A 24,285-nucleotide genomic window follows, 5' to 3' on the forward strand; every position below is an offset into this window, starting at 1 on the left:
CGTTGACCGGCATCCTACCTTCTGGCTACGGTGTAGCCATGACAGATACAACGTATCCAGAAGTGCCGGTGCTGGTGGTCGGCGGTGGCAGCGTCGGGCTGCTCGCCGCGGCACTGCTCACCCACCACGGCGTCCCCACGATGCTCGTCGAACGCCGGTCCGGGCCCTCGGCCCACCCGCGCGCCACCGGCATCGGGCCGCGCACCGTCGAGATCCTCCGCGAACTCGGCCTGGACGCCGCCGTCGACGCCGTCGCGGTCGACCTCCGCGGCGCCACGGCCAAGGCGGTGGCCCGGACCGTGGCCGAGATGGGCGCGGGCGACGTGGTGACCGTGCCCATGCCCGCCCCGCCCGCCCCGCCCGCCGCCGAACTGGACACAACGCCGTTCCGGCTGCGCGGGGTCTGCGCGCAGGACCGCCTCGACGCCGTGGTGGCGGCCGACCTGGCGCGCCGCGGCGCGGAGCTGCGCTGGTCGACCCGCCTGGTCGGGATCACCCAGGACGCCGGCGGGGTCGAGGTCGAACTGGACGGGCCCGACGGCCGCTACTCGGTGCGCTGCGCGTACGTGGTGGCCGCCGACGGCACGCACAGCGCCGTGCGGACTGCGCTGGGCGTGCGCACCTCCGGGGCGGGCGACCTGGGCAAGTCGATGATCAACATCCTGTTCCACGCCGACCTCCGGCCCCACCTGCGGGGAATGTCCTTCGGCACCTGCACGATCACCACACCGGCGGCGCCCGGGCTGCTGGCGACCGTGGACGGCGAGACGAACTGGGTCTTCCACATCGCCTGCGACGTCGACGGGGGCGAGCGCCCCGAGGACTTCACGCCCGAGCGCTGTGTCGCGGTCGTCCGGGCGGCGGTCGGCGATCCGGGCCTCGCCGTGGAGGTGCGCAGCGTGCTCCCGTGGCGGCCCTGCAGTGTCCTGGCCGACCGCTTCGCGCTCGGCCGGGTGTTCCTCGCCGGCGACGCCGCGCACACCGTGTCACCGCTGGGCGCGTTCGGCCTCAACACCGGGGTCGCGGACGCGCACAACCTGGCGTGGAAGCTGGCTGCCGTGCACCACGGCGCGGCGGGCGCCGGGCTGCTCGACACCTACCGGCAGGAGCGCGAGCCGGTCGCCGCGGCGACGATGGACCAGGCCACGCGCAGGCTCGCCGACCCGGCGCTGCACTGGGGGCTTGGACCGGAGGCCGACGCCGCCAGGGCGGCCGCGGGGGTGTGGGCGGCGCCGGTCGTGCACCTGGGCCAGCGGTACGACTCGGCCGCCGTCGTCGATGCTCGGCCGGAACTTCCGTCCACAGTGGACCTGGCGGTGGCGCTGGACGGGTCGCCGGGGTCCCGGGTGCCGCACGCGTGGGTCGACGGGGTCTCCACGCTCGACCTGGTCGCGTCCCGGTGGACCCTGCTGGCAGGCGCCGCGGGGGACCGGTGGCTTGATGCCGCGGCGGCGGCCGGACTGCCGGCGCACCGGGTTCGCGCACCGTGGCTGTCCGAGGACGGGGCCCTGCTCGTGCGACCGGACGCGATCGTCGCGATGCGGGTCACGACGCCGGTCCCGGACCCGGCGCGGTTCCTTACCGAAGTCCTGGACCAGGTGCTGGCCCGGCCGGTCCCGGCCCCGTGCGCCTGACCGGGGCGCCTCGGCGCAGGCGCTCGGCCGCCTGCACCCGGACGGCGTTGCCGCACACCGGTTTGTCGCCGTGCAGTGCCTCCCAGCGGGCGTTGTGCACGGCCGGCCACAGGCTGGCCGCCCACGCGATCTCCTGCTCCGCCTTGGTGAACCGGCGTCGCCGGATCTCCTGATACGCGGCCAGGAACGCGGCGGAACTCTCGATCGGGGCCAGGGTCGGCGGCGAGGCGCTGGCGAAGGTCCCGGATGCCGCGCCCACCAGGGCCGCCTCGGGCTGCCAGGCCAGGCTGTCCCAGTCGTGCACGGCCCACACGTTTCCGTTGCGCCAGCGCAGGTTCTGCGCCTCGAAGTCGGCGTGGCCCAGCACACACGGCAGGTCGGCGGCCAGCAACCGCGCGCGGGCCCGCTCGGCCGTGTCGACGACGTAACCGGGCACGGCACGCTGGTCCCGTTCGTCGAGGAAGCCGATCGCGGGCCACAGCCCGGAATCCCGGTGATCCCACCGCGCCCAGCGCGGATTCGGCAGCGGCGGCGGCACGGTCACCTCGGTCAGTGCGGCCATCAGCCGGGCGAACACCGCCGCGTAGCGCACCGCGACCGCCGGCGAATCACCGCGCAGCAGGTCACCGCCGGGCCGGGACTGCTCGGCGTGCACGGCCAGCGCGCCGACCCCGACCACCGGCGTGACCGGCCGGGGACACGGGAATCCCCGCTCCGCCAACAGTTTCTGCGCGGCCACACAGGACGCGGCCCGGCCGTCGTCCGTCCGTGCCTTCACCACTACGTCCCGCCCGCCGGCCAGCCGCAGCCCGTACACCGCCGAGATCGACCGCAGCGCGAACCGCACGCCGACCGGCTCGGCCCCCAGCACGTCCACACACCAGCCCGGCAACCACTCCGGCAGCTCCTCCGGTGTCATCAGGGCTGCGCCGCGCACGGCTTTCCCGCGGCCATCGAGGAGGCGGAGGTGGTGATGATGGCGTTGAGCCGGTCCCTGGTCGAGGTCAGCCCGGCGATCTGGCCGTTGATCCGGTCCCGCTCGGTGGTCAGCCGGTCGAGCAGCTCCGGGGTCACCTCGCCGGTCAGCACACACGGCAGGATGCCCAGGATGGTCCGGCTGGACAGGCCGGCCGCGTAGAGCTGCTGGATCAGCTGGACCCGGCCGACCGCGCCGTCGGGATAGTGCCGCTGCCCGCTCGCGCTGCGCTCCGACACCAGCAGTTGCTGTTCCTCGTAGTACCGCAGCGCCCGGACACTCACGCCCGTCCTGGCCGCCAGCTCGCCGATGCGCATGCCCAGACCCATTCCTTGCCTGTTCGGACCCACCTGTTGCCTGTTCGCACTCAACCCTTGCCTCTGACGTCAACGTCAGGTTTTAGCTTAACGGCATGACCGAGATCCGGGGCAAACACGATGCCCGATTCGAGACCGTCCGCGCCGCGTTCGCGGAGAACGTGGCCACCGGCGAGGAACTGGGCGCGTCCCTGGTGCTCGACATCGACGGCGAGACCGTGCTCGACCTCTGGGGCGGCTACCGCGACCAGGCCCGCGGCACGGTGTGGGACGAGCACACCATCACCAACGTCTGGTCCACCACCAAGACCGTCACCAGCCTGGCGGCGCTGATGCTGGTGGACCGCGGCGACCTCGACCTGTACGCGCCGGTGGCGAAGTACTGGCCCGAGTTCGCCGCCAACGGCAAGGCCGAGATCGAGGTCCGCCACCTGCTCTCGCACACCTCCGGCGTCTCGGCCTGGGACCAGCCCGTCGTGGCCGAGGACGTCTTCGACTGGGAGCGCTCCACCGCGATGCTGGCCGCGCAGGCCCCGTGGTGGGAACCGGGCACCGCCTCCGGCTACCACCTGCTCAACTTCGGCCACCTGGTCGGCGAGGTCGTCCGCCGGGTGAGCGGCAAGCCGCTGAAGCGGTTCGTCGCCGAGGAGATCGCCGGCCCACTGGGCGCGGACTTCCAGATCGGCGCGGCCGAGCAGGACTGGGGCCGGATCGCGGACCTGGTACCGCCGCCGCCCCTGGACTTCGACCTGGAAGCGCTGGGTCCGGACAGCCTGATCGTCCGGGGCCTGACCGGACCGGTGATGACCGCGGAGGTGGCCAAGACCGCGGCCTGGCGCGGCGCGGACATCGGCGGGGCGAACGGGCACGGCAACGCCCGATCAGTGGCCAGGATGCTCTCCGCGCTCGCCCTCGGCGGCACGGTCGACGGCGTCCGGCTGCTGGGCCAGGACACCATCGAGGCCATCTTCACCGAGCAGGCCAACGGCATCGACCTCTCCCTGGGCATCCCGCTGCGCTGGGGGATCGGCTACGCCCTGCCCCGTCAGGACCTGCTGCCCTGGATCCCCGAGGGCAAGATCTGCTTCTGGGGCGGCTGGGGCGGCTCGATGATCATCATGGATCTGGAGCGGCGGATGACGATCTCCTACGTGATGAACCGGATGGCGCCCGGCATCATCGGCTCCGACCGCAGCGGGACCTACGTCAAGGCGATCTACGACGCGCTGCGCTGAGCCGTGGGCTCAGATCCCCGGCCAGCCGCGTTCCAGGTGGGCGAAGGCGGTGTCCAGGGCGGCCCTCGGGTCGTCGGCCCGCGCGGCCAGGTCGGGGATCTCCAGCACGTAGCGAGCCAGCAGTCGCAGCGACAGATCGTCCTCGGCCCGGCCGGTCTCCGCGGCGAGCACCCTGGTCAGCGCGGCCTCGGCGCCGGTCCACAGGGTGCGGGCGTGCGCGCGCAGCGCGGGGGTGGCCACCACCAGGTCGGTGCGGCGGCGGTAGTCCGGGCCAGGATCCGGGTGGAACGGACCGCGGGTGGCCAGGAACTCCTTGAGCGCCACCAGGATCGAGCTGGCCACCGGGCGCTCGCGGACCGCGGCGGTCAGCGCGGCCGCCCGTTCGGCGCCGTCGCCCAGGATCAGCGCCTCCTTGCCGCCGGGGAAATGCGCGAACAGGGTGGACACCGCGGTGTCCGCGGCCTCGGCGATCTGGGCCACGGTGACCTGGTCGAAGCCCCGCTCCAGGAACAGTCGCAGCGCCGCGTCGGCCAGCGCCTGGCGGGTGGCGGCCTTCTTGCGTTCCCGCCGCCCGGTTGTGGGAGTCCGCGCCATGCCCGGACCGTACCTGAACGGCTAGTGACTACAAAGTCGGAGTCATTGCGACTTTGTAGCAATTCCGGCTATCTTGCGTCCATGTCGTTCAACCAGCGGGCCGAGGGTCGGAACTTCCTGGTCACCGGAGGCAACGCGGGCATCGGGTACTTCGTCGCCGAACAGCTCGCGGCCACCGGCGCCACGGTGCTGCTCGGCAGCCGGAACCCGGCCAGGGCCGAGGCCGCGCTGACCTCGATCCGCACCAGGGTGCCCGGCGCGCGGGTCCGCCACCTGGCCATGGACCTGGCCGACCTGTCCTCGCTCAAGTCCACTGTGGACGATCTGGCGGTGGACCGCCTCGATGCGGTGGTGCTCAACGCGGGCGTGTACCTGGACGAGCCGGACCGCCGGCTGAGCGCCGAGGGCCACGAGTTGATGTTCGCCACCAACCACCTCGGCCACTTCGCGCTGATCGCGCACCTGGCCCCGCTGCTGGCCGCCACCGCGGGCAGCCGGGTGGTGACCACCGGCAGCCTCACCGCGAAATCGGTCGCCCTGGACTTCGACGACCTGCACAGCACCCGGGACTACCAGCCTGCCCGCAGCTACGCCCGGTCCAAGCTGGCCCAGATGCTGTTCGGGTTCGAGTTCGCCCGCCGGAGCAGCACGACGCTGAGCGTCATCACCCATCCCGGCGGCGCCCTGGATTCGCTCACCCCGTCCCGGCCGCCGGTGCACGTGCGCACCACCGGTCAGCGCCTGGGCGCGCTGCCGGCCGGGATGTTGTTGCAGGGCAAGGACAAGGCCGCCCGGATCGCGGTGCACGCGGTGCTGGACCCGGCGGTGCGCCCTGGCCAGTTGTGGCTACCGCGGGTGTTCGGCCTGCGAGGTGCGCCGAGGGAGGCGGCGGTGCGCGGGGTGTTCGCGGACCGCGCGGCTGCGGCCCGGCTGTGGCAGGTCAGCGCCGAGCTGACCGGGATCGAACCGGAGCTGGGCTGAGCCGCGACGGGTGTAGGCGGCCTGGGCGGCGCACCCGTTCAGCGTGTTCGTCGACTGGCGGCGATGTCGGTCGTCCAAGTGACGACACAGTCGGTGGTGTCGTTGCTGGGTAAGAGTTTCCCCGGAGTAGGTGGCGGGCAGGTTGCGGCTGCGGCACCCGGGCGAGCAGGCAGGTCGGGTGTGACACGAGGCGATCTACTCCTGGATCTATGCGCTGCCGGTGCCGGACTCGAACGGGTAGGTGTCGTGCCGCCTACCGGGCTTACCCGCCGTCAGGGCCGTGCACAGCCCGTCAACCAGGCCCCTCGGGCCAGTGAACCTCCCGCTTCCCGATCATGATGCCGGTGATCCGGCGGAACTTGGCAATCCTGGTCAAGCGCGCTGCGCCGGCATCGTCGCGGCCAGGCGCATCCGGTGTGGCTACCCTGCGGCCTTCGGCGGATAACCGAGCTGACCGAGGAACTCCGCGACGCCGCTCTGGGTCACCTCCTCGGCGATGCGCCCGTCCCGGAACGTGCTGATGCTGATTCCATTGACGACGACCTCCTGGCCCCATGGGCCGTTGTCCTCGGGCTTGGGCGCCCGCGGCGAGGCCAGACGGGGCTCCACCACCGTGCCGGTGAGCTGCCATTGCCACGCGATCCGGTCCTCTTCGGCGACCGTCCTGATCACCTTCATCTGCACGGCGCTGTATAGCCCCAGCCATCGGGCGGTTTCCGTGACGAGTTGGTCGATGCCCACGATCGGTGCCTCATCGCCCAGCCCGCACAGTCGCACGTCCTCCCACATGAACTCGGGAAACCGGTGCAACTGCTGCTTGTTCCAGATGGCGTCCGCGAAGCTGTGCACCACATCCGCGTTTGACATGCTCGTCGTCCTTTCCTCTCATGATGGGGATTCAGGTGGCAAGGGCGGAGACTGGGGCAACCCCGAGCGTGATCAGGGCGCCGATGAGATCGTCGATGGTGCCCGGTCCGCCGCTCTCCTGCTCACCGGTCGTCACGCTCGTGGCGGTTCCCCGCACCAGCAAGTGGCCGTCTTCTGACAGCGTTCCCAAGACCCGGCGGGTGGCGGGTTTGGCGAGGCAGCCCGTCGGCAGCGACGGCACGAGCACCGTCGGCGCCGTCGCCGAATGGACTGTCGTCGAGGCGAGGTCGTCACACAGCCCGACGGTGAGTTTCGCGCAGAAGTTCATCGTCGCCGGCACCACCACTACGATCTCCGCCCACTGCGCCAGCACCACGTGCTCGGCACCCCCGCTCTGGTCCGCGCGCCAGGCCGGCCCGGCGATGGGGCGTCCAGTCAGCGCCGAAAGCGCTTGCGCGGAAACCAGTTCGGCCGCTGACTCGGTCAGCAGCACTTGCACCACACAGCGCAGCTCAGCGCGGATCAGCGAGATCCAGGTCGGCATGAAGGCGGCCATGATGCTGCCGGTGATGACCACCAGCACCCGCCGAGGCCGGACCGGCTCCTGCTCAGTCATCCGCTGCCCCGGAGAAGCCTGCCGACACGGGACTCCTGAGAGTCCAGGATCCGCCACAGTCGACGCAGGTCAGCCGCAGCGGTGAAGCTCCGGCCTCGGCTCTCAATGGCCTGCCAGACCAGTTCGCTGCGCTGCATGCCCAGACTGCCCTGGAATTCCTCGCCGACCTCGGGATGAGCGACGGCCAGACCGTGCCCGGCAGGGACGGCGAAACCCGCCGGCCGCGCCGTCCGGACCTGGGCCGGCGCCGCTTCGTCGATCACCGTGCGCACGGCTACGGCGGCGCCGCCGTGGCAGTACACGACGACGCTGTCCGGACGCTCGCTGTCCTTGAGGAGAATTTTGGACGCGAACGGCGCCTCAGTCTCGTCCAAGGCGGTGACCAGGTCGCCCCAGACGGCGGCGCGCTGCTCGCCGCGCAGGCCCAGATAGAAGCGCAGCAACGGTGTCCCGGTCTTGATCTCCTCGAAACGCCTGCCACTGAACCACACCCAGCCCGGCATCGTGCCGGTCTCCAGACTCGGCCACCGCACGGTCGCCGCGCCCGCTGCATCGCAGGTGTACTCCCCCGACTCGGCGGTCGCGAGCAGACCGTCCTGCCGTCGCAGCAGGGCTGCACCGTCGGAGTCTGGCTCGACCAGTCGCCAGCCTGTCTGCCCGCGCCGCCGCGCTCCGAGGCGTTCGCGGAGGGCAGCGGCGAACTCGGCGGTGATGTCCTCCGCGGTGGCGCCGTCCAGCCCGGATTCATCCGACAAACCCAGATGCAGTCGGGCGTACAGCAGTCGGGTGGCGCGGCGTTTTCCCGACGCCGGGCTGGAGTCGCCCTGCGCGCGGTACAACGACCACAATTCGTCGAGAAACCGCTGATCGGCGAGCAGTCGGGCCATTCTGGCGGAAGTCATCGGAATCTCCGCTCGAATAGTTCGGTCCGGAACACCATGTTCTTCGCGACGCGGACCAGGCTCCTTGGCAGGCGATCGAACGTACCGACGGCATCGGTGTAACCCGTGGCCCTCGCAAGCAGGAACCGGGCGCACAGCCGGATCAGTGTGTCCACCGGAACCGCGGCGCCCCCGCCCGGCGCCCGGTATCCGGCCAGGAACGCGGCGATCGCCGCCCACGCCTTGGTCGTCTCGGCGTCGGCCGTGTCCAGTCCTGACTCGACGGACACCTCTGCGGCCACTGCGCCGAGCCGGATGCCTTCATAGAGCAGGGAGGCCGAGAACGCCGCCAGGTCGATGACCGCCGCACCGCGCCCAGCGCATTCCCAGTCGATGAACTTCAGGTCAGCACCGGCGCGCGTGGTCAGGACGTTGTCGAACTTCAGGTCGCCGTGTGCGAACACGTCCGGCTGGTCCGGCGACTTCGCCGAGTACAGCACGTCAACGAAGCCCTCTCGCTGGAGCACCGCGGCGAGTTCGAGGGTCGCCCCCGACCGCTCGCCGATCGTGGCCAACGGAAACGGTTCCAATGGCGGGGACTCGACCGCGGCCGCCGGCAGGTTCGCCACTGTCGTGCGGTCGGTCCCGTGCAGCCAGGCAATGGCCGTGCCGACCCGACCGGCCACCTGGATGAGCAGATCGGGCTGGGTGAAGAGGTGCTCGACGGTCACCATGTCGTCGTAGTACCTCGTGGTGAGCGCCTCGCCGGTGCAGTGCAGGGGTGGCTCGACCGGACGCGGGCACCATCCCGCGAACCGGGCCGCGGCCGCGCTCTGCAGCTCCGCTTCCAGGAACAGGCCACGGCCTCGCCCGGCGCGAGTGGCGGGACGTGTCTTGCGGATGACCCACTGGTCGGCCTCGATCCCGCGGCGCACGTGCGCACGCCCGCCCAGAGCCGTCGTGTCGGCGATCACGCCTGGGCACCGTGCTCACGCGGTCGCAGTTCCAACAGTGAGCGGACCCTGGTCGCGGGTCCCCGCCAGGTAAGGTCCAGGCCCGCGCGATCCGCCAGTTCCAGCAGCTCGTCCACCGTCCGGTCCGGTTCGGTGATGCTCGCCTCCAGCCGCACCGCCATCGCGGTGCGCAGGGGCGGCTCCAGGTCCTCGTGGTCGGTCAGATGGACTTCCGCGAGCAACACCCGTCCGGTGGGACCGGCCGCCCGACCGCACCGCCGTAGGATCTCGACGGCCTGCTCGTCGGCCCAGTCCGCCAGGATCGCCGAGAGCAGGTACACGTCTCCGTGGTCGGGCAGAGGTTCGAAGAAGCTCCCCGGCAGCACGCTCACACGTTCCCCGACCTCCCAGTGCCGCATGGTCCGATGGCCGAGGTCGGCGAACTTCGGCAGATCGAGCAGCGTGCCCTTCAGCTGCGGATGGGCGTGCAGGATCGCGCCGAGCATCGCGCCGTTGTTCCCGCCAACGTCGATCACGTGGTGCCATCGGGACCAGTCGTAGCAATCGATGACCAGTTCGGCGTCGAATGCGGGCTCGATCGAGGCCAGCTCGGCGATTCCCTGGTCCGCACCGGCCCGCTCGTTGACGTCATCCCACAGAGTCCTGCCGCGCTCACCCTCGTACGCGGTGCGGCCGGTGCGCGCCGTGTGCAGCAGCCCAGTGATCGACATCTCAGCGCGGCCGGCCACGTCGTCCAGATCAAGGAAGGCGCGGAACGAGCCGTCTTCCCAACTGGGCAGCAACGGCAGTCCGAGAGGGGTCAACTCAAGGCTACCCGCCGCGTTCCAGTCAAAAATCTCCAGTGCCACCAGGTGATCCATGATCTTGCCCAGCACCCGGGGCACACAGCCGGTGCGCTCCGCCAGCTCCTCGACCGTGCCGGCTCCCTCCTGCACGTGCTCGGCCAGGCGCAGGGTTGCCGCGACCCGCAGCACCATCGGGGTTACGAGATCGGCCAGTTCAAAGAACCGAGGGATATCCGCTTCAGATCGCATTGCTTCTCCGGAGAACGCGGGGATATGGCTCGATACAAGAGGAGGAAGACGGCCGGGCCGATGACCGGCCCGGCCGCCATTCTCAGTGGATCCGGTGCAGGTGCCTGGTTGTCAGCACTTCTGCACGATGGAAATACGCCCGACGGTGGTGAGACACGGGATGGTGGTCATGACCAGGCCACCGCTGGTGTCGATGCCCGCCATTGACGAATCGAAGAGTTCCTTCTGCTCCTCAACCTCCCCGAACAGCGCTTCGAGGTTGGTGACCTCAAGAGTCTCCTGCGACATAGTCTCCCCTTATCGCCAAGACCTGTTCAACCGTCCAGCGGCTGAAAACAGGATGGTCGTTCTGACCACGAACGCAAGCATCTCCTGGCAGGGGAGGCCATCGCGGGAGCTGCCGGTATTTTTCCGAACGGTTGCGCGTGAGATTCGGGTGGATCGGCGGCAGTTCGGCTCGGGCGTCCGGTCAGATCGGCATCAGCACCCGGACACGGCGCTTGTGCACGCCCATCTGCCAGCCGAAGGTCGCCATATCGTTGATGCCGTCCCGCTCCGCGATCCGGTCGTCGACGATCTTCCAGTAGGTCATGCCACCGAAGTGGACCGGGAAGGTGCCGCGATCGCCGTCTCGCCAGTTTCCCGAGACTTCCCAGGTGAAGATGACGCTGTCCTCGCCCGCGACGATCGTCCCGATGTCGAGGCGGTGATCCGGCATGATGCGCAGGACCTCCCGTATGCGGTCCTTGAGTTCGTCGCGGCTGACGTAGGTGTCACCTTCCGGGTTGAGCAACAGGGTGCATGCAGGCGCGAAGTCGTCGACGGCAGCGAGATCGTGTTCGTTCCAGACTCGACGGGAGTACTCGGCCACCATCGTCCGAAGATCATTTTTCGTGGTCATCCTTGTCTCACATCTCCTATTTTCTGAGTGGCGCAACCGAAAAGCCGGTCGAGCATGCGATCGAGAGCCTGCGTAGCCTGTGTCGAATCCAACTGCCCCAACAGGATCTGCTGTCCGCAACCGTCTGCAAAACATGCAAGCAGAGTCGCCTCTTCCTCGGGAACCACCTCGGCGGGTAGTTCGCCCTGTTCCTTGGCCTGGCGTATCTGCCCGGAGAGGAAGTCGCGCATCTCCTCGGCGCTGGCCCGCAGTTCCCGCGCCCGCCCCTCATCCCGCAGGGCGGCTAGAGAATAGGAGAGCAGGACCTGGTATTGGGCGATCCGTTCATCATCGGCGGGGATCGTCGACTCCACCAGGACCATCCGGATGGTCGCCCTGACGGACTCTGGCGCACCCGAGAAATCCAGTCGCGCGCGCATCCGTTCCTGCGCGGCGGCGACCATGCTGTCGAGGGCGAACCTCTCCATCTCCTCCTTGCTGGAGAAGTAGTGCTGGACGAGCCCGATCGACATCCCGGCCCGATCCGCGACCCTGCGCATCGTCGCTCCGCCGGGCCCGTGTTCGCGGACGACCTGCCAGACGGCTTCGGCTACCTGGCGCCGGCGCGCTGCCCGGTCCACCACCTTCGGCATGCGGTCCTCCTACTTTGACAGTACGAACATATTGCTATCCTGCCCGACAGGATGCAATATGTATGTATGGTAAAAATCTCCCCGACCGCCACCGTGGCGCTGAAGTGCGCGGACGCCCACAAACGCTATGGCGACCGGACCGTGCTCGCCGACGCCTCGTTCACCTGCCCTGTCGGCGCGGTCACCGCGTTGATCGGACCGAACGGCGCGGGAAAGTCCACGTTCTTCCGGGCTTCGGTCGGGCTGATCAACCTCGACTCCGGCCGGATCACCGTTGGGGGACATGAGGCTGGGACTCCGCAGGCACAGCGCAGCACCTCACTGATGCCCGAACAGCCCGATCTCTACCCCGGAGTGTCCGTCTGGGAGCACATCGTGTTCGTCGCGCTGCTCTACCGGCTGGAGTGCTGGCGTCCCGCGGCTGAGGAACTGCTCGAACGATTCGGGCTCGCCGACCGCCGGGACACGCTGTCCCACGAGCTTTCCCAGGGGATGCGGCGGAGGCTGGCGCTGGTGATGGCCCTGCTGCGTGGTGCAGGCATGCTGTTGCTGGACGAGCCGTTCAACGGGCTTGATCCGCGGAACTCAGCGGAGCTGCGCACCCTGGTCCGTGAGCTCGCCGCGGATGGTGCTGGCGTGCTGGTCGCCACCCACATCCTCAGCGACGTGGTCCGGCTGGCGGATCGGGTGGTCGTGCTCGAGCGTGGGCGGGTGATCGCCCAGGGAACGCTGGACGAACTGTGTCGCGAAGCCGGGCTGCCCGCGGGCGCCGACCTGGAGAGCAGCTATCTCGCCTTGACCGACAGTCTCGGGGACTCCGCCGCCGGTGCGGTCTCCGGAGTTGGGGAGACATCGTGACCGCCGCCGCGCCCGTCCACGCCTGGGGTTACCTGACGCTACGTCGATGGCGGCGCAGGGTTCTGCTGACCAAGGAAAGGCCCGGCGCGCTGATCGCCGTTGTCCTCGGCCTGTTGGTGAGCGTCACCCTCCAGATCACCGTGCTGGGGGCCACCACGGGAGCCGCACTGCCCTCGTCGCTGGTGGACATCGTCGGTATGTGCGCGCCGTTCCTGTTGCCGGTCGTCGCCCTGACCGCCACGTTCCGCACCCCACTCCGGCTGGATGTCGCCGACGTGTCGTGGCTGATGACCGCGCCCGGCGGCCGACGGGTGCTGCTGGCCCGGCATCTGTTCGGTTATCCGGTGCTGCTGGCCCTGCTTGCCGGCGGTGGTGCGGCGGTGTCCCGGGCGCTGATGTCCCAGCCGGTACTTCCGGCGTGGAAGCTCGCCTTCGTGGTCGGCGTGGCTGTACTGACCGTGCGCCTGATCGGGCTGATGGCGCATCTCGCCGCGCGGCGGGCCACCTGGATCACCCGCGGGGTTGTGCTGGTCTTCGCTGGAGCACTCGCCCTGACGATAGGCGAGCCGGTCCTGCGGGGTGAGCTGGTGGTCCAGCGGTGGTTGCTGACGCTGGTCGAGCCGGCGGCGGTCGGAGCGCAGTGGGTAGTCGTTCCCATGGCCGGCGTCGCACTGCTGGCGGCCGTCGTGATCTGGCGGGCTCGCGGATACGTCGAAGCCGCGGACGAGCGAGCCCGTCAAAATGCCGAACTCCAGGTTGCCATGCGCCGGGACACGAGCGGCCTGGAGACCGGGTCGAACTGGTTCCAGACCGGTTTGCGCTCGTGGTCCGGCGACGCGCGGCTGACCGGCGAGCGGGCGTTGCTGTTCCGCGGCGCGGCCCAGCAACGCCGGATGATGCCCACCTTCGGCCTCGAACTCGGCGTGGAGTTGCTGATCACCGTCGCGCTGCTGGTCTTCGCGCCGGGCGTTGCCTGGCTCCCAGTGGCCTTCGTCCTGCTCATCACGGTCGTGACCAGTTCCTTCACCGGGATCGCCGTAGAACTCGACCACCATCACCTCTGGGTGGCGCCGCTGCGCCCGTTGCCGGCCCTGCTGTGCGTGACCGCTGTTCCGGCGGCTGCCGCGGCCATCGGCGCTGAACTGCCGTGGCTGGCACTGCTGGTCGGCGGCGCCATCGGCGGCGGCACCTGGCTGACCGGCGCCCTGCTGATTCCGATGGTGATCACCACCGTGCTGACGGCGGGCGCGCTGGCGGTGAGTCTCGGCGGCCGTGGCGTTCTACGCGTCCCGTTGTCCTTCGGCTTCACCGCAATCGGCCTCGCCCCAGCGGGCGTGCTGTTGTTCTCACGCACGCCCGTCACGGTCCTCGCCGTCGCGATCACGCTGCTCGGGGTCACGATCGCAGGTGCCGTCCTCACTGCCCGCACCCTCTGGTCGGCTGAGGGGGCGGTATGAGCCCGGCCGGGCTCATACCGGTTCACCTATCGAACTGGCGGGGCGAAGCACACGACCTGAATCATGTGCTCGACGGGCTCTCCCCGAAGGATTCCCTCGTGGACCAGGTTGAGCTCGGCGGAGGGTGGCATCCCGTTCTCCTCCACACACACCCGCTGCGCCTGACGGTAGGTCGCACTGGCTTCGGGGCCACGTCCGAGCGCGCTCTGGGCCAACATGAGCAGTACCCAGAAACGTTCCCGGATCGGGTACTGCACGGTGAGCATCCGAAGATTCGGTATGGCCTGCTCCGGGCGTCCGGTCACCAGTTGACACCGGATCAGATCCTGCTGACACTGCAGCCGCCATTCTTCGAGCCGAACGGCCTCACCTTCGAGTTCGATGATGTTACGCACATCAGTGAGGGCCTCCACGTCTCGCCATAGGGCAAGCGCTTTGAGTAGCCTCTCCTCGGCCATGATGAAGTCTCCCGACCGGACACCTTCCCTTGCCTGGCCAGCCAGAGACTCGAATACTCGAGCGTCAACGAAGGAGTCATTCACGTTGAGCCGGTAACCGCCATGAGTTGCAACCAGTGTCAACTCCTCGCTTTCCTCAATTGTTTGACGGATTTTCTTTACATGGTCACGAATCATTGATCTTGCAGAATTTGGCGGAGTGTCACCCCAGAGGGAGCGAATGATTCGAACGCTTGGCAACACGTTCCCCAGTGAAGTCAACAGCAATGCGAGCACCTGGCTTGTCTTGACCGGTAATTGCCTGTCGACGCCGTCGTGTCCACGGATGACCGTGGAGCCAAGAATCCCGAAAGAGATAGGATAAGTCAGCTCGCCACCCGGTCCGGCATGGGGCGTGGTCGAACGCATTCCCTGATCTGATTCATTACTAAACCGCAAACAGGTCACCCCCCGAAACAAAAATTCGCATATCGCGCGCAGAAAATCTGCCTGAAGTTGACGGGCTGGCTCTGGTTGCGAGAGGGATCGCGGTTGCCATAGTGGCAAACTCGATAAGCCCTAATTCAGATCGACCGCCACCCCGAATTTGGCGGACAATCCTCTCGCTGCCATACCTCAGGATTTCCCGCCTAAATACCGGCCGCCGCCAAGGGTTCCTCGGGCTTGTTGCTCGCATGCTCGATTCGAACCCGGTATTGCCCCGGCGTGCAGTCCACGAGATCCCCCTAGTAGCATAAATGCTAGCAAATGTATGCTACCGCACTCTGGCAATGCCTACATCTGGGCGACGTTAGTTCACGCGAATGGAGTAGTCAACTTGCTTCGGGTGACATAGCGGCTCTACGTCACCAGGCTGGGACGACGGGTTCGAATCCGTGATGTCAAGTGATCTTGGTGGATTCGTCCGTGGTTGAGCAATAGTCGCAATCGGTAGTTGGCGAAGGTGTGGAATCCTCGGGCTGTCCGCTTCAAGTTCTTGATCTTTAGGTTGTGGCATTCGGTCGGTTGGACACCTCGGGACGGTCGCGTGAGCGAGGAAGTTCGCACGCCAGGCGAGCAGAGTCCGGCCGAGGCTGGCGATCCAGGTGGCGGACAGCGTTGAGTGAGTGCCGGTCGCACGCGAGTGGGCGGTGTCGTCGACCCGACCGCATGATCGTCGCCCAGTCCACCCACTGCTGCCGCGCCATCCACACCACCGCGGGATCGTGGGAGGCGACGTGCTCGAACACCCACTTCCCCGCACGTTCGGTCAGACACGTCCGCGGTGCCACCGCATCATGCCGTTCGGTCCAGGGTCGTTTGGGGCACAACGCATGTAGCGGCACCACGGCCGCTTGTGCCCAGCACAGCACCACCGGCTGACCCGCCACCAGCCGGTCGTGCACCCACTCCGGCCGGCGGTCTCTCGCCCACGCGAGCGTCCCGCACGCCTGATAGCAGACCAGATCCGCGGATCGCGCGAGCCCCGAGCCCTTCACCAGGTCATTTCAGCCCGGCGTGTGGTCCGGAGATATAGCCACCACTCCCAGGTTGGTGGCGAGGAGTTATGCGGGCCGCCAGAAGCACCGCGACCAGGGTGAGCGCCGCGCCAGCCCAGGTGGCCAGGGTCGGGGTCGGGCCGGGGGTGACCGCGTCGATGACCACCGCGCCGAGCAGCTGTCCGGCCACGCTGGCCAGGCCGTAGACCAGGACGCCGATCTCGCGCACGGCCAGGGTGGCCACCGCGACCACGGCGATGCCGATCATGCCCGCCAGGTAGAACCACTGCTGCGCGGGGAAGTCCCGGCCGGGCCAGCCCTGCACGGCCACCTGCACGCCGAGCAGCACGGCCAGGGTCAGGGTGGCGACCAGGAAGTTGAGGGTGGTCGCGGGCCAGGGCGAACCCGCCGCGGCGGCCACCCGGCCGTTGAACGCCGACTGCACCGCCCCGGCCGCCCCCGCGATCAGGGGTAACGCCACCAGGATGAGGGTGCTGGTGTTGCCAAAGCGGTCCAGTCCGGCCACCGCGACCGCCAGCACGCACAGCAGCGCGCCGCCGAGCCGGGCCGTGGTCACCGGCCGCACGCCACCCGGTCCGAGCCCCCAGCGGTCCGCGGCCAGGCTGCCGCTGACCGTGCCGGCCACGATCGCCACAGTGAACACCGCGACCCCGAGGGAGGTGACCGTGACACCCTGACCACCCACGATCAGTGCGCCGGCGATCCCGCCCGCGCACTGCCACCAGCGCAACTCGCCGCCGCGCACCGCGTCCCGCAGCGTGCGCAGTCCGCGCCGGCCGGCCGGTAGCGCGGGCACCACGGCCAGCAGCACCAGCAACCCGCCCGCGGTGGTCAGCAGCGAGGCGGCGAACCCACTGCCGAGCCGGGCCCCGAACTCGCCGTTGATCCGCGCCTGTCCGGCCAGGCCCACCCCGGCGATCACCGTCGCCGACACCGCGAGCGCTCGCCGCGGCCTGATCTCCACAACTGTTGTCACGTGCACCGATTCTTATCAGCCGAACCCGGGAGCGCGCGCGGATTTCGGCCGTTCACCAGTCGCGCACCGCGTCCACCCCGGCCGCCAGGGCCGTGGCCACCGCCGGCTGGTCCGGCGCGATGGCGGTGAGCGCCTCGAACAGCTCCTCGCGTTCGACCGCGCCGATGAACGGGCTCCGGCCGTCCAGGCGGTTGAACAGCTCGCCGTACTCGCGGCCGATCTCGGCCAGCTGGGCGGGCCGGTCGGCGGCGGGGTCGGCGAGTACGGCCAGCACCGCGCGCCGGGTCTGCTTGTACTGGGCGATCGCCTTCTTGTACCGGGCCGGGCCGATGCCCTGCCGCCCGTCCCAGTTCCGCAGCGGGTTGTCCCGGTTCTCCGCCACCCACTCGGGTTTGCGGGCGCCGCGGATGTCCAGGTGCACGCCCTGGGGGATTTCCGGCTTCCACTTCTTGCGGGTGGCGGCGGCGTACTCGGCCGGGATGCCGTCCAGGCTGATCGCCTCGATCTCCGGGACCCGGTGCGGCAGCAGGCAATCGGCGGCGGTCATGCCGAACAGCTCCCACACGGCGAGCCTGCGCAGCCCGGTCAGCTCGTTGAGCGCGACGGCGTTGCGCAGCAGGCCCAGTCTGCCGCGCAGGGTGAGGTGCTGGAGGTGGGGGAATTTGGTGACCAGCGGCGCGCAGTCCAATTCCTCGACGCCGCGCACGGTCAGCCAGCGCACGCCCGGGTCCGGCTCGGCCCGGCCGATCTCGGCGCCGGTGTACTCGGCCGCCCACGGCGTGACCGGCTCCTCGGTGATCTGCGCGTCCCAGCGGCGTTGCAGGTGCAGCTGGTGCCCGAGGTACCAGCCGCTGGAGTAGGAGTTCGTCACCTCCGGGCCCAGCAGCGGCAGCGAGCCGAGCACCCGATAGCTGCGCGGCAGCACCCACTCCCAGTTGGTGTGCGCCAGGGTGCCGTTCCAGCTGTGGTGGGTCAGCCGCAACGGCTCCACCTCGCCCAGCTCGGCCACGGTGGCGGGCTCCGGGCCGGACCAGGCCAGCTCCAGCACCACGGCCAGTTCCGACTCCGGGGAGAGCCGGGTGACCTGGGCCGCGGTCCACTCGCCGAGGTGCTCGCTGAAGGCGGTCACGATGTCACCCGGCGCCAGCGGGCGCGGCGGAGTAGCGGTCATGACCGGCAGGGTAGGCCGAACGACTGACATTCCTGCCGGTTCGCTAACCGGGCCGGGCGGGCATTCGACAGACTGCGCACGGCACCGGAGACGGGGGAGGCTGTCATCAGCGGGCTGGAGCTGCTCGACCTGGGCAAGATCATCGCGGAGAAGGCGGTGACCGCGTGGCTGCGCAGGCACCGGGCCCGGCAGCAGCGCACGGCCAGCCTGGCCGAACTGGCCGCGGCGGAACTGGCCGGCCCGGTGCAGCGGGACAAGCTGAACCGGCTGCTGGGCAACGTCGGCGGGCAGGTCGCCGAACGCCTGGAACTGGTCCTGGCCACCCGGTTCAAATCCCTACCAGGAAACGAGATCGCCGCCGCGCTGGCCGGCGCCGGGGACGCCTTGGCCGAGGTCGAGCTGACCGATGAGCTGCTGTTCGCGGTCGACGCCGACGGGGACAAGCTCGCCGCGCACGTCCGCGCGGTCTGCCCGCCGCCCCGCGGCCTGGCCGAACCCGCCGCCCAGCTCTACGACATCGCCCTGGACCAGTCCTGCCGCTACCTGGCCCAGGTGATCCAGCACCTGCCCGCGCTGCCACCCCGCGCGCTCGCCGAAACCCTGTCCCGGCTGACCGCGCAGACCGCCCAGCTCGACGAGTTGCTGGCCCGGGTGCCGCGCTCCACCCTGCACGCGCCCCGGGCCACCGGCCACGACGCCGAGTTCACCGCGGCCTACCTGCGGCACATCGAGTCCACATTGGACAGTGTGCTGCTGCTCGGGCTGGCAACGCACGAACAGCCCAAGTTGGCGTTGAGCATGGCGTACCTGAGCCTGAGCGTGTCCAGTGTGGTGGACTGCCGCAGCCGGTCGACCCGGCGACGTCCGGACCGGCACTGGTTCGCCGAGACCGGCGAGGAGACCACCAGCACCGGCCGGGTGGAGGCCGCGATCGGCGCGGCGGACCGCAGTTTTGTCCGTGGTGAGGCGGGTTCCGGCAAGACCACCCTGCTGCACTGGCTCGCCGTCACCGCCGCCCGCGCCGCCTTCACCGAGCAGCTCGCGGACTGGAACTCCTGCGTGCCCTTCGTGATCCGGCTGCGCGCGCACGCCACCGGCGAGCTGCCCCGCCCGGAACAGTTCCTCCAGGACGCCTGGCCCAGCCGCGCCGCCGAAATGCCCGAACTGTGGGTGCACCGCCGCCTCGACGAAGGCAGTGCGTTGCTGCTGGTCGACGGAGTGGACGAGGTGCCGTCCGCGCGGCGGCCGCAGGTGCACGCCTGGCTGGCCGAACTGGCCCGCGAGTTCCCGCAAGCCCGGATCGTGGTCACCGCCCGCCCCGCCGCGGCCGAGGCGAAATGGCTGGCCGCCGAGGGTTTCGCCGCGGTCACCCTGGAACCGATGAACCGCGAGGACCTCGACCAGTTCGTGGCCCGCTGGCACGAGGCCGCGCACCGCGCGCACACCCTGCCCTGCGACCCGGCCGAACTGCCCGCCGCCCAGCGCCGCCTGCGCAACCAGTTCGCCAGCCGCCCACACCTGCGCACCCTGGCCGCGAACCCGTTGCTGGCCGCCATGTTGTGCGCCCTCAACCTGGACCAGGTCACCGAACTGCCACGCAACCGGATGGAGCTGTACCGCAGGGCCCTGGAAATGTTCCTGGAGACCAGGGACGTCAAGCGCGGCATCCCCGGAATCCTGGACGTGGCCCAGAAACGAGTCCTGTTGCGCGACCTGGCCTGGCGACTCACCGAGGCCAACCGGATCGAACTCTCCCGGTCCCGCGCCGAGGAACACGTGGCCCGCAAACTGCCCGCGATGCCGAATGTCACCGAGTCCGCGGATCACATCCTGGACCACCTCCTGGAACGCAGCGGCGTGTTGCGGGAACCGGTGCCGGGCACGGTGGACTTCGTGCACCGGACCTTCCAGGAGTACCTGGCGGCGAGTGAGGCGACCGAGCAGGGGCGGATCGAGAAGCTGGTCTCGCAGGCGCACCTGGACGTGTGGTGGGAGACCATCGTGATGGCCTGCGGACACGCGAAACGCACCCAGGCCGATCTGCTGCTGACCGAGATCCTGGATCGCGCGGAGTCGGAACCTCGGCGGGCCAGGCATTTGCGGCTGCTGGCGGCGGCCTGCCTGGAGACGGTGGATGAACTGGATCCGCCGGTGCGAGCGCGGGTGGATGCGGTGATCGAGCAGCATCTGGTGCCGCCGCGCAGTGTGCGTGAGGCGGGATCGCTTGCCACCATTGGGCATCGGGTGCTGCGGTACTTTCCGTCCACTTTGGACGATCTGTCCGAAGCTTCGGCGGCGGCGACTGTGCGGGCGGCGGCATTCACGGAGAACCAGGAGGCGCTGGCGCTGTTGCGCGGGTATGCGGGGGATCCGCGGCATCGGGTGCAGGAAGAGCTGTCCCGAGCCTGGCGGTACTTCGAACCGCAGCGGTACGCGGAGGAAGTGCTGGCCGAGGCGCCCTTGAAGGATGGGCATATCAAGGTGAAGGACGAGCACCTGCTGCCGTACGTCGATCGGCTGACCCGCCTACGCAGTCTGCGGGTCGACCTGGAGTCGGGCCGCCGCCTGGTGCCGCTGGACATCATCGCCGGTCTGCCCAAACTCACCGCGGTGAATCTTGATCTCCAGCACGAGACCGTTGATCTGGAACCATTGGCCGAACACCCACTGCTGCGCACCGTGGAACTCTTCGCCGCCGCGAACTACCAGCGGCATGACGTGCTGACCCGGTTGCCCGCGCTGGTCCACCTGGCGCTGTTCCAACTCGAACCCATGGCCGAGATCCGGTTCCTGCGTGCGCTGCCCAACCTGTTGACCCTGTCGCTGGATCAGCTCTACAACATCGACGACTATTCCCCACTCGACGACCTGAACTCCCTGTGGTGTTTGAACCTCTGGTCCCGCGCGAGCCTGGCAAGCAGTTCTGGGCAGGCTTGGCCGAGCGTCTCGCGGCTGCTGTTGGGCGAGGCAGGTCTCGATGTGCTTGACCGACTTCCGGACTTGTTTCCCAACCTGGACACACTGACCATCGATCGGTACGTCGCCCGCACCTCAGCTCCGCTGGAGCGGTTGTCGTTGCGGAAGTTGGAGATCCGGCGAAGCGACCACACCACGAGGAGGCCGTGATCAGCGGCGTGGAAGTGCTCAAACTCGGCCAGGCCGTGGCCACCAGGGCCGCGGCCGCCTGGCTGCGCAAGCACCGGGAACGCAAGGAACGCGTCTCCACCCTCGCCGAACTGGCCGCCGAACAACTCGCCAGTCCACTGCACCTGCGCAAGTGGGACAACTTCCTTAACAACCTCGGCCTCCAAGTCGCCGAACGCCTCGAACCCTTGCTGGACAACCGCTTTCCCGGCCTACCCGGCAACGAGATCCAGGCCGCCCTGGACGCCGCCGGGGACGCCCTCGCCGAGGTCGAACTCTCCGACGACCTGCTCCTGGGGGTCGACCTCGACGCCGACAAGCTCGCCGCGCACGTGCGCTCGGTGTGTCCCGGCCAGGTCCGGGTGGCCGGGCTGTCCGAAGACGGGGCCCGGCTCTACGAGGTCGCCCTCGACCAGAGCTGCCGGTACCTGGTCGAGGTGGTGCGCTGGCTGCCCGCCTTCCAACCCAGGGCCCTCGCCGAGGCGCTCGGGCGGCTGGGCGCGTTGAGCGGGCAACTGGACGAGGTGCTGGCCCGGATCCCGCGCAGCACCCTGCACGCCCCGCGCGGAACGGGACACGACGCCGAGTTCACCGCCGGGTACCTGCGGCACCTCCAGTCCACATTGGACAGACTGGAACTGCTGGGGCTCACCATGCAGGAACAGCCGCGGCTGGCGTTGAGCGTGGCTTACCTGAGCCTGTCGGTGTCCGAGACCACGCAGCCGCGGGCCCGGCGGGAACTCGCCGACGGACGCTGGTTCGGCGAGATCGAACGCGGGCCGGTCAGCGGACGGGTGGAGGCCGCGATCGGGGCCACCGAACGCACCCTGGTGCGCGGCGAGGCCGGCTCCGGCAAGACCACCCTTCTCGACTGGCTCGCGGTCACCGCGGCCCGCGGCCACTTCACCGGAGGGCTCGCCGAGTGGAACGGGTGCGTGCCGTTCCCGGTGCGGCTACGCAGTTTCGCCGCGGGGGAGCTGCCCCGGCCGGAACAACTGCTCACGCACGCCTGGCCGATGCGCGGGGCCCAGATGCCCGAAGGCTGGGCGCACCGGCGGCTCAGCGACGGGACCGGACTGGTGCTCCTGGACGGCGTCGACGAAGTGCCCGCCGGGCAACGCGCCGAGGTGCGCAACTGGCTGCGGCAACTCGTCGCCGAATTCCCCCTCGCCCGGATCGTGGTCACCGCTCGGCCCGCCGCGGTGGAGGAGAAATGGCTGGCCGACGAAGGATTCCGGGCCGTGCTCCTCGAACCCATGGCCGGTGACGACATCCGCCAGTTCATCGAACGCTGGCACACCGCCGCCGAACAAGCCAAGTTCCTGCCCTGCGCACCCGGCGACCTGCCCGCCGCCCGGCAACGCCTGCTCAACCAGTTCGCCAACCGTCCGCAACTCCGCGCACTGGCCGCGAACCCGTTGCTGTGCGCCCTGTTGTGCGCGCTCAACCTGGACCACGTGGGTGATCTGCCACGCAGCCGGATGGAACTCTACGAACGCGCCCTGGCCATGCTCCTCGACATCCGGGACGCCAAACGCCGCATCGCCGGACTCCTGGACGTCGCCCAGAAACGGGTGCTGCTGCGCGACCTCGCCTGGCGGCTCACCCTGGCCAACCGGATCGAACTGCCCAGGGACAAGGCCCTCGGCCACCTCGCCCGCAAACTCCCGGCCATGCCCAACGTCACCGAAGCAGCACCGGAAATCCTCGACCACCTCCTGGAACGCAGTGGCGTGCTGCGCGAACCCGTGCCCGGCCGGGTCGACTTCCTGCACCGCACCTTCCAGGAGTACCTGGCTGCCAGCGAAGCCACCGAACAGGACCACATCGACACCCTGGTCGCGCACGCCCACCTCGACAGTTGGTGGGAAACCGTGGTGATGGCCGCCGGCCACGCCAAACGCACCCAGGCCGACGAACTCCTGACCGAGATCCTGGACCGAGCCGACCGCGAACCCCGACGCGCCAGGCGTTTGCGCCTGCTCGCCGCGGCCTGCCTGGAAACCGTGCAGGAGATCGACGCCGGCCTGCACGACCGGATCGACACCCTCATCCGCACCCACCTGGTGCCACCCCGCAGCATCCGGGAAACCGAGTCCCTGGCCGCGATCGGCCATCGCCTGCTGCGCTACCTACCGTCCACAGTGGACGAACTCTCCGAGGCCGCGGCGGTGGCCACCGTGCAGGCCGCCGCACTCACCGGCAGCACCGAGGCCCGCACCACCCTGGCCGGATACGCGCGGGATCCACGGCACCGCGTGCAGCAGGAGCTGATCCGGGCCTGGCGGATGTTCGACCCGGCCCGCTACGCCGAGGAGGTCCTGGCCGACGCGCCACTGCACAACGGCCTCATCCAGATCAGCCGGGGCCGGTTCCTGCCGCACCTGGCCAAGCTGCGCCGGCTGACCCAGGTGGGCGTGGCGGTGGCCGAGGACCAGGTGGGCGGCCTGGAAGTGCTCGACGGGCTGCCGCTGACCAACGCGCTGTGGCTCAGATTCGACGGGCAGCCGGTGGACCTCGGCCCGCTGCTGGGCCACCGCCGGATCCGGCATCTGCACCTGATGGGCGCCGCGCACTACCGGCGGCTCGACGTGCTGGCCCAGCTCCCCGGGCTGACCGATCTCACGCTGTACCAACGAGAACCCTGGGCGGATCTGGAGTTCCTGCGACCGCTGACCGGGCTGCGCACCCTGAAACTCGACCAGCTGACCCGGATCACCGACTACGCCGCACTGGACGACCTGCCCAGGCTGGACCGGCTGTCCCTGAACGACCTGGCCAGGCTCGACTCGTCCACGGGACGGGCCTGGGCGACCGTGCGCACCCTGTACTTCAGCTGGTGGGCCGATCCGCGCTGCCTCGACCAGCTCGCCGACCGCTTCCCGGCACTGAGCAGCCTCCGGCTCTTCGGCGGCGAGCTGCCCTCGGCCGAGCCGATCGCCGCCCTGCCGCTGAGCACGCTCTACCTGTCCCGCTGCGGATCTCCCGACCTGAGTCCACTGGACGGCCGGGACATCGAAATCCACGTGGACGGTGTTGCCCGCTCTCAACCGTGAGAGCGGGCAAACCCCCAGTACAAC

Annotated in this window: 22 protein-coding genes; 7 read left to right on the plus strand and 15 right to left on the minus strand. The window is 69.5% G+C overall.

All coding sequences use genetic code 11. The annotated features are described in order from the left end of the window. The first annotated feature begins 38 nt into the window (after positions 1-38). Positions 39-1,634, plus strand: coding sequence for an FAD-dependent monooxygenase (locus MZC64_RS29995; protein ID WP_247762609.1), 1,596 nt, complete (start codon positions 39-41; stop codon positions 1,632-1,634). Here the strand turns inward: MZC64_RS29995 and MZC64_RS30000 are convergent. Further along, the gene (locus MZC64_RS30000; protein WP_247762611.1) at positions 1,579-2,553 is read right to left on the minus strand and encodes a phosphotransferase; all 975 of its coding nucleotides are present in this window, start codon (positions 2,551-2,553) and stop codon (positions 1,579-1,581) included. The two genes, MZC64_RS29995 and MZC64_RS30000, sit on opposite strands and share 56 nt — an antisense overlap. Continuing rightward, entirely contained in the window at positions 2,553-2,927 is a 375-nt protein-coding gene (locus MZC64_RS30005; RefSeq protein WP_247762613.1) for a MerR family transcriptional regulator, read from the minus strand. Before MZC64_RS30005 ends, MZC64_RS30000 begins: the two co-directional genes overlap by 1 nt. Positions 2,928-3,022: 95 nt before the next feature. Here MZC64_RS30005 and MZC64_RS30010 point away from each other — a divergent pair, with 95 nt between their 5' ends. Beyond that, a complete protein-coding gene (locus MZC64_RS30010) occupies positions 3,023-4,162 on the plus strand; it encodes a serine hydrolase (RefSeq protein WP_247762614.1) in 1,140 nt (379 codons plus the stop codon). 9 nt (positions 4,163-4,171) lie between these two features. Here the strand turns inward: MZC64_RS30010 and MZC64_RS30015 are convergent, their stop codons facing one another. Next, positions 4,172-4,756 carry a TetR/AcrR family transcriptional regulator gene (locus MZC64_RS30015; RefSeq protein ID WP_247762615.1) on the minus strand — a complete coding sequence of 195 codons (585 nt, stop codon included), beginning with the start codon at positions 4,754-4,756 and terminating at the stop codon, positions 4,172-4,174. An 81-nt stretch (positions 4,757-4,837) separates the two neighbouring features. On the opposite strand from MZC64_RS30015, the gene MZC64_RS30020 reads away from it, so the two are divergent. Continuing rightward, positions 4,838-5,737 carry an SDR family NAD(P)-dependent oxidoreductase gene (locus MZC64_RS30020; protein ID WP_247762616.1) on the plus strand — a complete coding sequence of 300 codons (900 nt, stop codon included), beginning with the start codon at positions 4,838-4,840 and terminating at the stop codon, positions 5,735-5,737. 420 nt (positions 5,738-6,157) lie between these two features. Here MZC64_RS30020 and MZC64_RS30025 read toward each other — a convergent pair whose 3' ends face one another. The 8 genes from MZC64_RS30025 to MZC64_RS30060 all read right to left on the minus strand — a co-directional run bounded on the left by MZC64_RS30025 (position 6,158) and on the right by MZC64_RS30060 (position 11,642). Next, positions 6,158-6,604 (minus strand): ester cyclase, encoded by a 447-nt coding sequence (locus MZC64_RS30025; protein WP_247762617.1) that lies wholly within the window; start codon positions 6,602-6,604, stop codon positions 6,158-6,160. Positions 6,605-6,635: 31 nt separating this feature from the next. After that, positions 6,636-7,220, minus strand: coding sequence for a flavoprotein (locus tag MZC64_RS30030; protein WP_247762618.1), 585 nt, complete (start codon positions 7,218-7,220; stop codon positions 6,636-6,638). Continuing rightward, the gene (locus MZC64_RS30035; protein WP_247762619.1) at positions 7,217-8,107 is read right to left on the minus strand and encodes a T3SS effector HopA1 family protein; all 891 of its coding nucleotides are present in this window, start codon (positions 8,105-8,107) and stop codon (positions 7,217-7,219) included. Before MZC64_RS30035 ends, MZC64_RS30030 begins: the two co-directional genes overlap by 4 nt. A gap of 11 nt (positions 8,108-8,118) precedes the next feature. Continuing rightward, positions 8,119-9,075: a phosphotransferase gene (locus MZC64_RS30040; protein ID WP_247762620.1), complete on the minus strand. Its 957-nt coding sequence runs from the start codon at positions 9,073-9,075 to the stop codon at positions 8,119-8,121. After that, on the minus strand, positions 9,072-10,109 hold the full coding sequence (locus tag MZC64_RS30045) for a methyltransferase (RefSeq protein ID WP_247762622.1): 1,038 nt from the start codon (positions 10,107-10,109) through the stop codon (positions 9,072-9,074). The genes MZC64_RS30040 and MZC64_RS30045 overlap by 4 nt, the downstream gene beginning before the upstream one ends. Positions 10,110-10,220: 111 nt before the next feature. Next, on the minus strand, positions 10,221-10,397 hold the full coding sequence (locus MZC64_RS30050; protein ID WP_247762623.1) for a hypothetical protein: 177 nt from the start codon (positions 10,395-10,397) through the stop codon (positions 10,221-10,223). Between the two features lie 181 nt (positions 10,398-10,578). Then, on the minus strand, positions 10,579-11,010 hold the full coding sequence (locus MZC64_RS30055) for a nuclear transport factor 2 family protein (RefSeq protein ID WP_247762624.1): 432 nt from the start codon (positions 11,008-11,010) through the stop codon (positions 10,579-10,581). Further along, positions 11,007-11,642: a TetR/AcrR family transcriptional regulator gene (locus MZC64_RS30060; RefSeq protein ID WP_247762625.1), complete on the minus strand. Its 636-nt coding sequence runs from the start codon at positions 11,640-11,642 to the stop codon at positions 11,007-11,009. Before MZC64_RS30060 ends, MZC64_RS30055 begins: the two co-directional genes overlap by 4 nt. Positions 11,643-11,708: 66 nt before the next feature. On the opposite strand from MZC64_RS30060, the gene MZC64_RS30065 reads away from it, so the two are divergent. Together MZC64_RS30065 and MZC64_RS30070 are read left to right on the plus strand one after the other, a co-directional pair. Beyond that, a complete protein-coding gene (locus tag MZC64_RS30065) occupies positions 11,709-12,500 on the plus strand; it encodes an ABC transporter ATP-binding protein (RefSeq protein ID WP_247762626.1) in 792 nt (263 codons plus the stop codon). Continuing rightward, positions 12,497-13,957 carry a hypothetical protein gene (locus tag MZC64_RS30070; RefSeq protein ID WP_247762627.1) on the plus strand — a complete coding sequence of 487 codons (1,461 nt, stop codon included), beginning with the start codon at positions 12,497-12,499 and terminating at the stop codon, positions 13,955-13,957. The genes MZC64_RS30065 and MZC64_RS30070 overlap by 4 nt, the downstream gene beginning before the upstream one ends. Positions 13,958-13,983: 26 nt before the next feature. Here the strand turns inward: MZC64_RS30070 and MZC64_RS30075 are convergent, their stop codons facing one another. The 4 genes from MZC64_RS30075 to MZC64_RS30085 form a co-directional block, all read right to left on the minus strand. Further along, positions 13,984-14,823, minus strand: coding sequence for an AfsR/SARP family transcriptional regulator (locus MZC64_RS30075; protein WP_247762628.1), 840 nt, complete (start codon positions 14,821-14,823; stop codon positions 13,984-13,986). A 432-nt stretch (positions 14,824-15,255) separates the two neighbouring features. Continuing rightward, positions 15,256-15,672, minus strand: a complete 417-nt coding sequence (locus MZC64_RS49185) for a transposase (RefSeq protein ID WP_374205803.1) — start codon at positions 15,670-15,672, stop codon at positions 15,256-15,258. Positions 15,673-15,897: 225 nt separating this feature from the next. Continuing rightward, a complete protein-coding gene (locus MZC64_RS48875; RefSeq protein ID WP_247762629.1) occupies positions 15,898-16,890 on the minus strand; it encodes a DMT family transporter in 993 nt (330 codons plus the stop codon). Between the two features lie 52 nt (positions 16,891-16,942). Beyond that, positions 16,943-18,061: a hypothetical protein gene (locus tag MZC64_RS30085; RefSeq protein WP_247762630.1), complete on the minus strand. Its 1,119-nt coding sequence runs from the start codon at positions 18,059-18,061 to the stop codon at positions 16,943-16,945. 129 nt (positions 18,062-18,190) lie between these two features. Here MZC64_RS30085 and MZC64_RS30090 point away from each other — a divergent pair, with 129 nt between their 5' ends. After that, the gene (locus tag MZC64_RS30090) at positions 18,191-21,187 is read left to right on the plus strand and encodes an NACHT domain-containing NTPase (RefSeq protein WP_374205806.1); all 2,997 of its coding nucleotides are present in this window, start codon (positions 18,191-18,193) and stop codon (positions 21,185-21,187) included. After that, positions 21,184-24,261, plus strand: a complete 3,078-nt coding sequence (locus MZC64_RS30095) for an NACHT domain-containing NTPase (protein ID WP_247762634.1) — start codon at positions 21,184-21,186, stop codon at positions 24,259-24,261. The genes MZC64_RS30090 and MZC64_RS30095 overlap by 4 nt, the downstream gene beginning before the upstream one ends. The last annotated feature ends 24 nt before the right edge of the window (positions 24,262-24,285 follow it).

The organism is Crossiella sp. S99.2 (assembly GCF_023094165.1).
Lineage (GTDB): Bacteria > Actinomycetota > Actinomycetes > Mycobacteriales > Pseudonocardiaceae > Crossiella.

Coding starts and splice junctions, on each gene's coding strand:
- MZC64_RS30060 (WP_247762625.1), bottom strand. CDS start 11,642: ATGCCGAAGGTGGTGGACCGGGCAGCGCGCCGGCGCCAGGTAGCCGAA.
- MZC64_RS29995 (WP_247762609.1), top strand. CDS start 39: ATGACAGATACAACGTATCCAGAAGTGCCGGTGCTGGTGGTCGGCGGT.
- MZC64_RS30030 (WP_247762618.1), bottom strand. CDS start 7,220: ATGACTGAGCAGGAGCCGGTCCGGCCTCGGCGGGTGCTGGTGGTCATC.
- MZC64_RS30025 (WP_247762617.1), bottom strand. CDS start 6,604: ATGTCAAACGCGGATGTGGTGCACAGCTTCGCGGACGCCATCTGGAAC.
- MZC64_RS30065 (WP_247762626.1), top strand. CDS start 11,709: ATGGTAAAAATCTCCCCGACCGCCACCGTGGCGCTGAAGTGCGCGGAC.
- MZC64_RS30010 (WP_247762614.1), top strand. CDS start 3,023: ATGACCGAGATCCGGGGCAAACACGATGCCCGATTCGAGACCGTCCGC.
- MZC64_RS30020 (WP_247762616.1), top strand. CDS start 4,838: ATGTCGTTCAACCAGCGGGCCGAGGGTCGGAACTTCCTGGTCACCGGA.
- MZC64_RS30015 (WP_247762615.1), bottom strand. CDS start 4,756: ATGGCGCGGACTCCCACAACCGGGCGGCGGGAACGCAAGAAGGCCGCC.
- MZC64_RS30000 (WP_247762611.1), bottom strand. CDS start 2,553: ATGACACCGGAGGAGCTGCCGGAGTGGTTGCCGGGCTGGTGTGTGGAC.
- MZC64_RS30085 (WP_247762630.1), bottom strand. CDS start 18,061: ATGACCGCTACTCCGCCGCGCCCGCTGGCGCCGGGTGACATCGTGACC.
- MZC64_RS30045 (WP_247762622.1), bottom strand. CDS start 10,109: ATGCGATCTGAAGCGGATATCCCTCGGTTCTTTGAACTGGCCGATCTC.
- MZC64_RS30005 (WP_247762613.1), bottom strand. CDS start 2,927: ATGCGCATCGGCGAGCTGGCGGCCAGGACGGGCGTGAGTGTCCGGGCG.
- MZC64_RS30055 (WP_247762624.1), bottom strand. CDS start 11,010: ATGACCACGAAAAATGATCTTCGGACGATGGTGGCCGAGTACTCCCGT.
- MZC64_RS30075 (WP_247762628.1), bottom strand. CDS start 14,823: ATGCGTTCGACCACGCCCCATGCCGGACCGGGTGGCGAGCTGACTTAT.
- MZC64_RS30035 (WP_247762619.1), bottom strand. CDS start 8,107: ATGGCCCGACTGCTCGCCGATCAGCGGTTTCTCGACGAATTGTGGTCG.
- MZC64_RS30050 (WP_247762623.1), bottom strand. CDS start 10,397: ATGTCGCAGGAGACTCTTGAGGTCACCAACCTCGAAGCGCTGTTCGGG.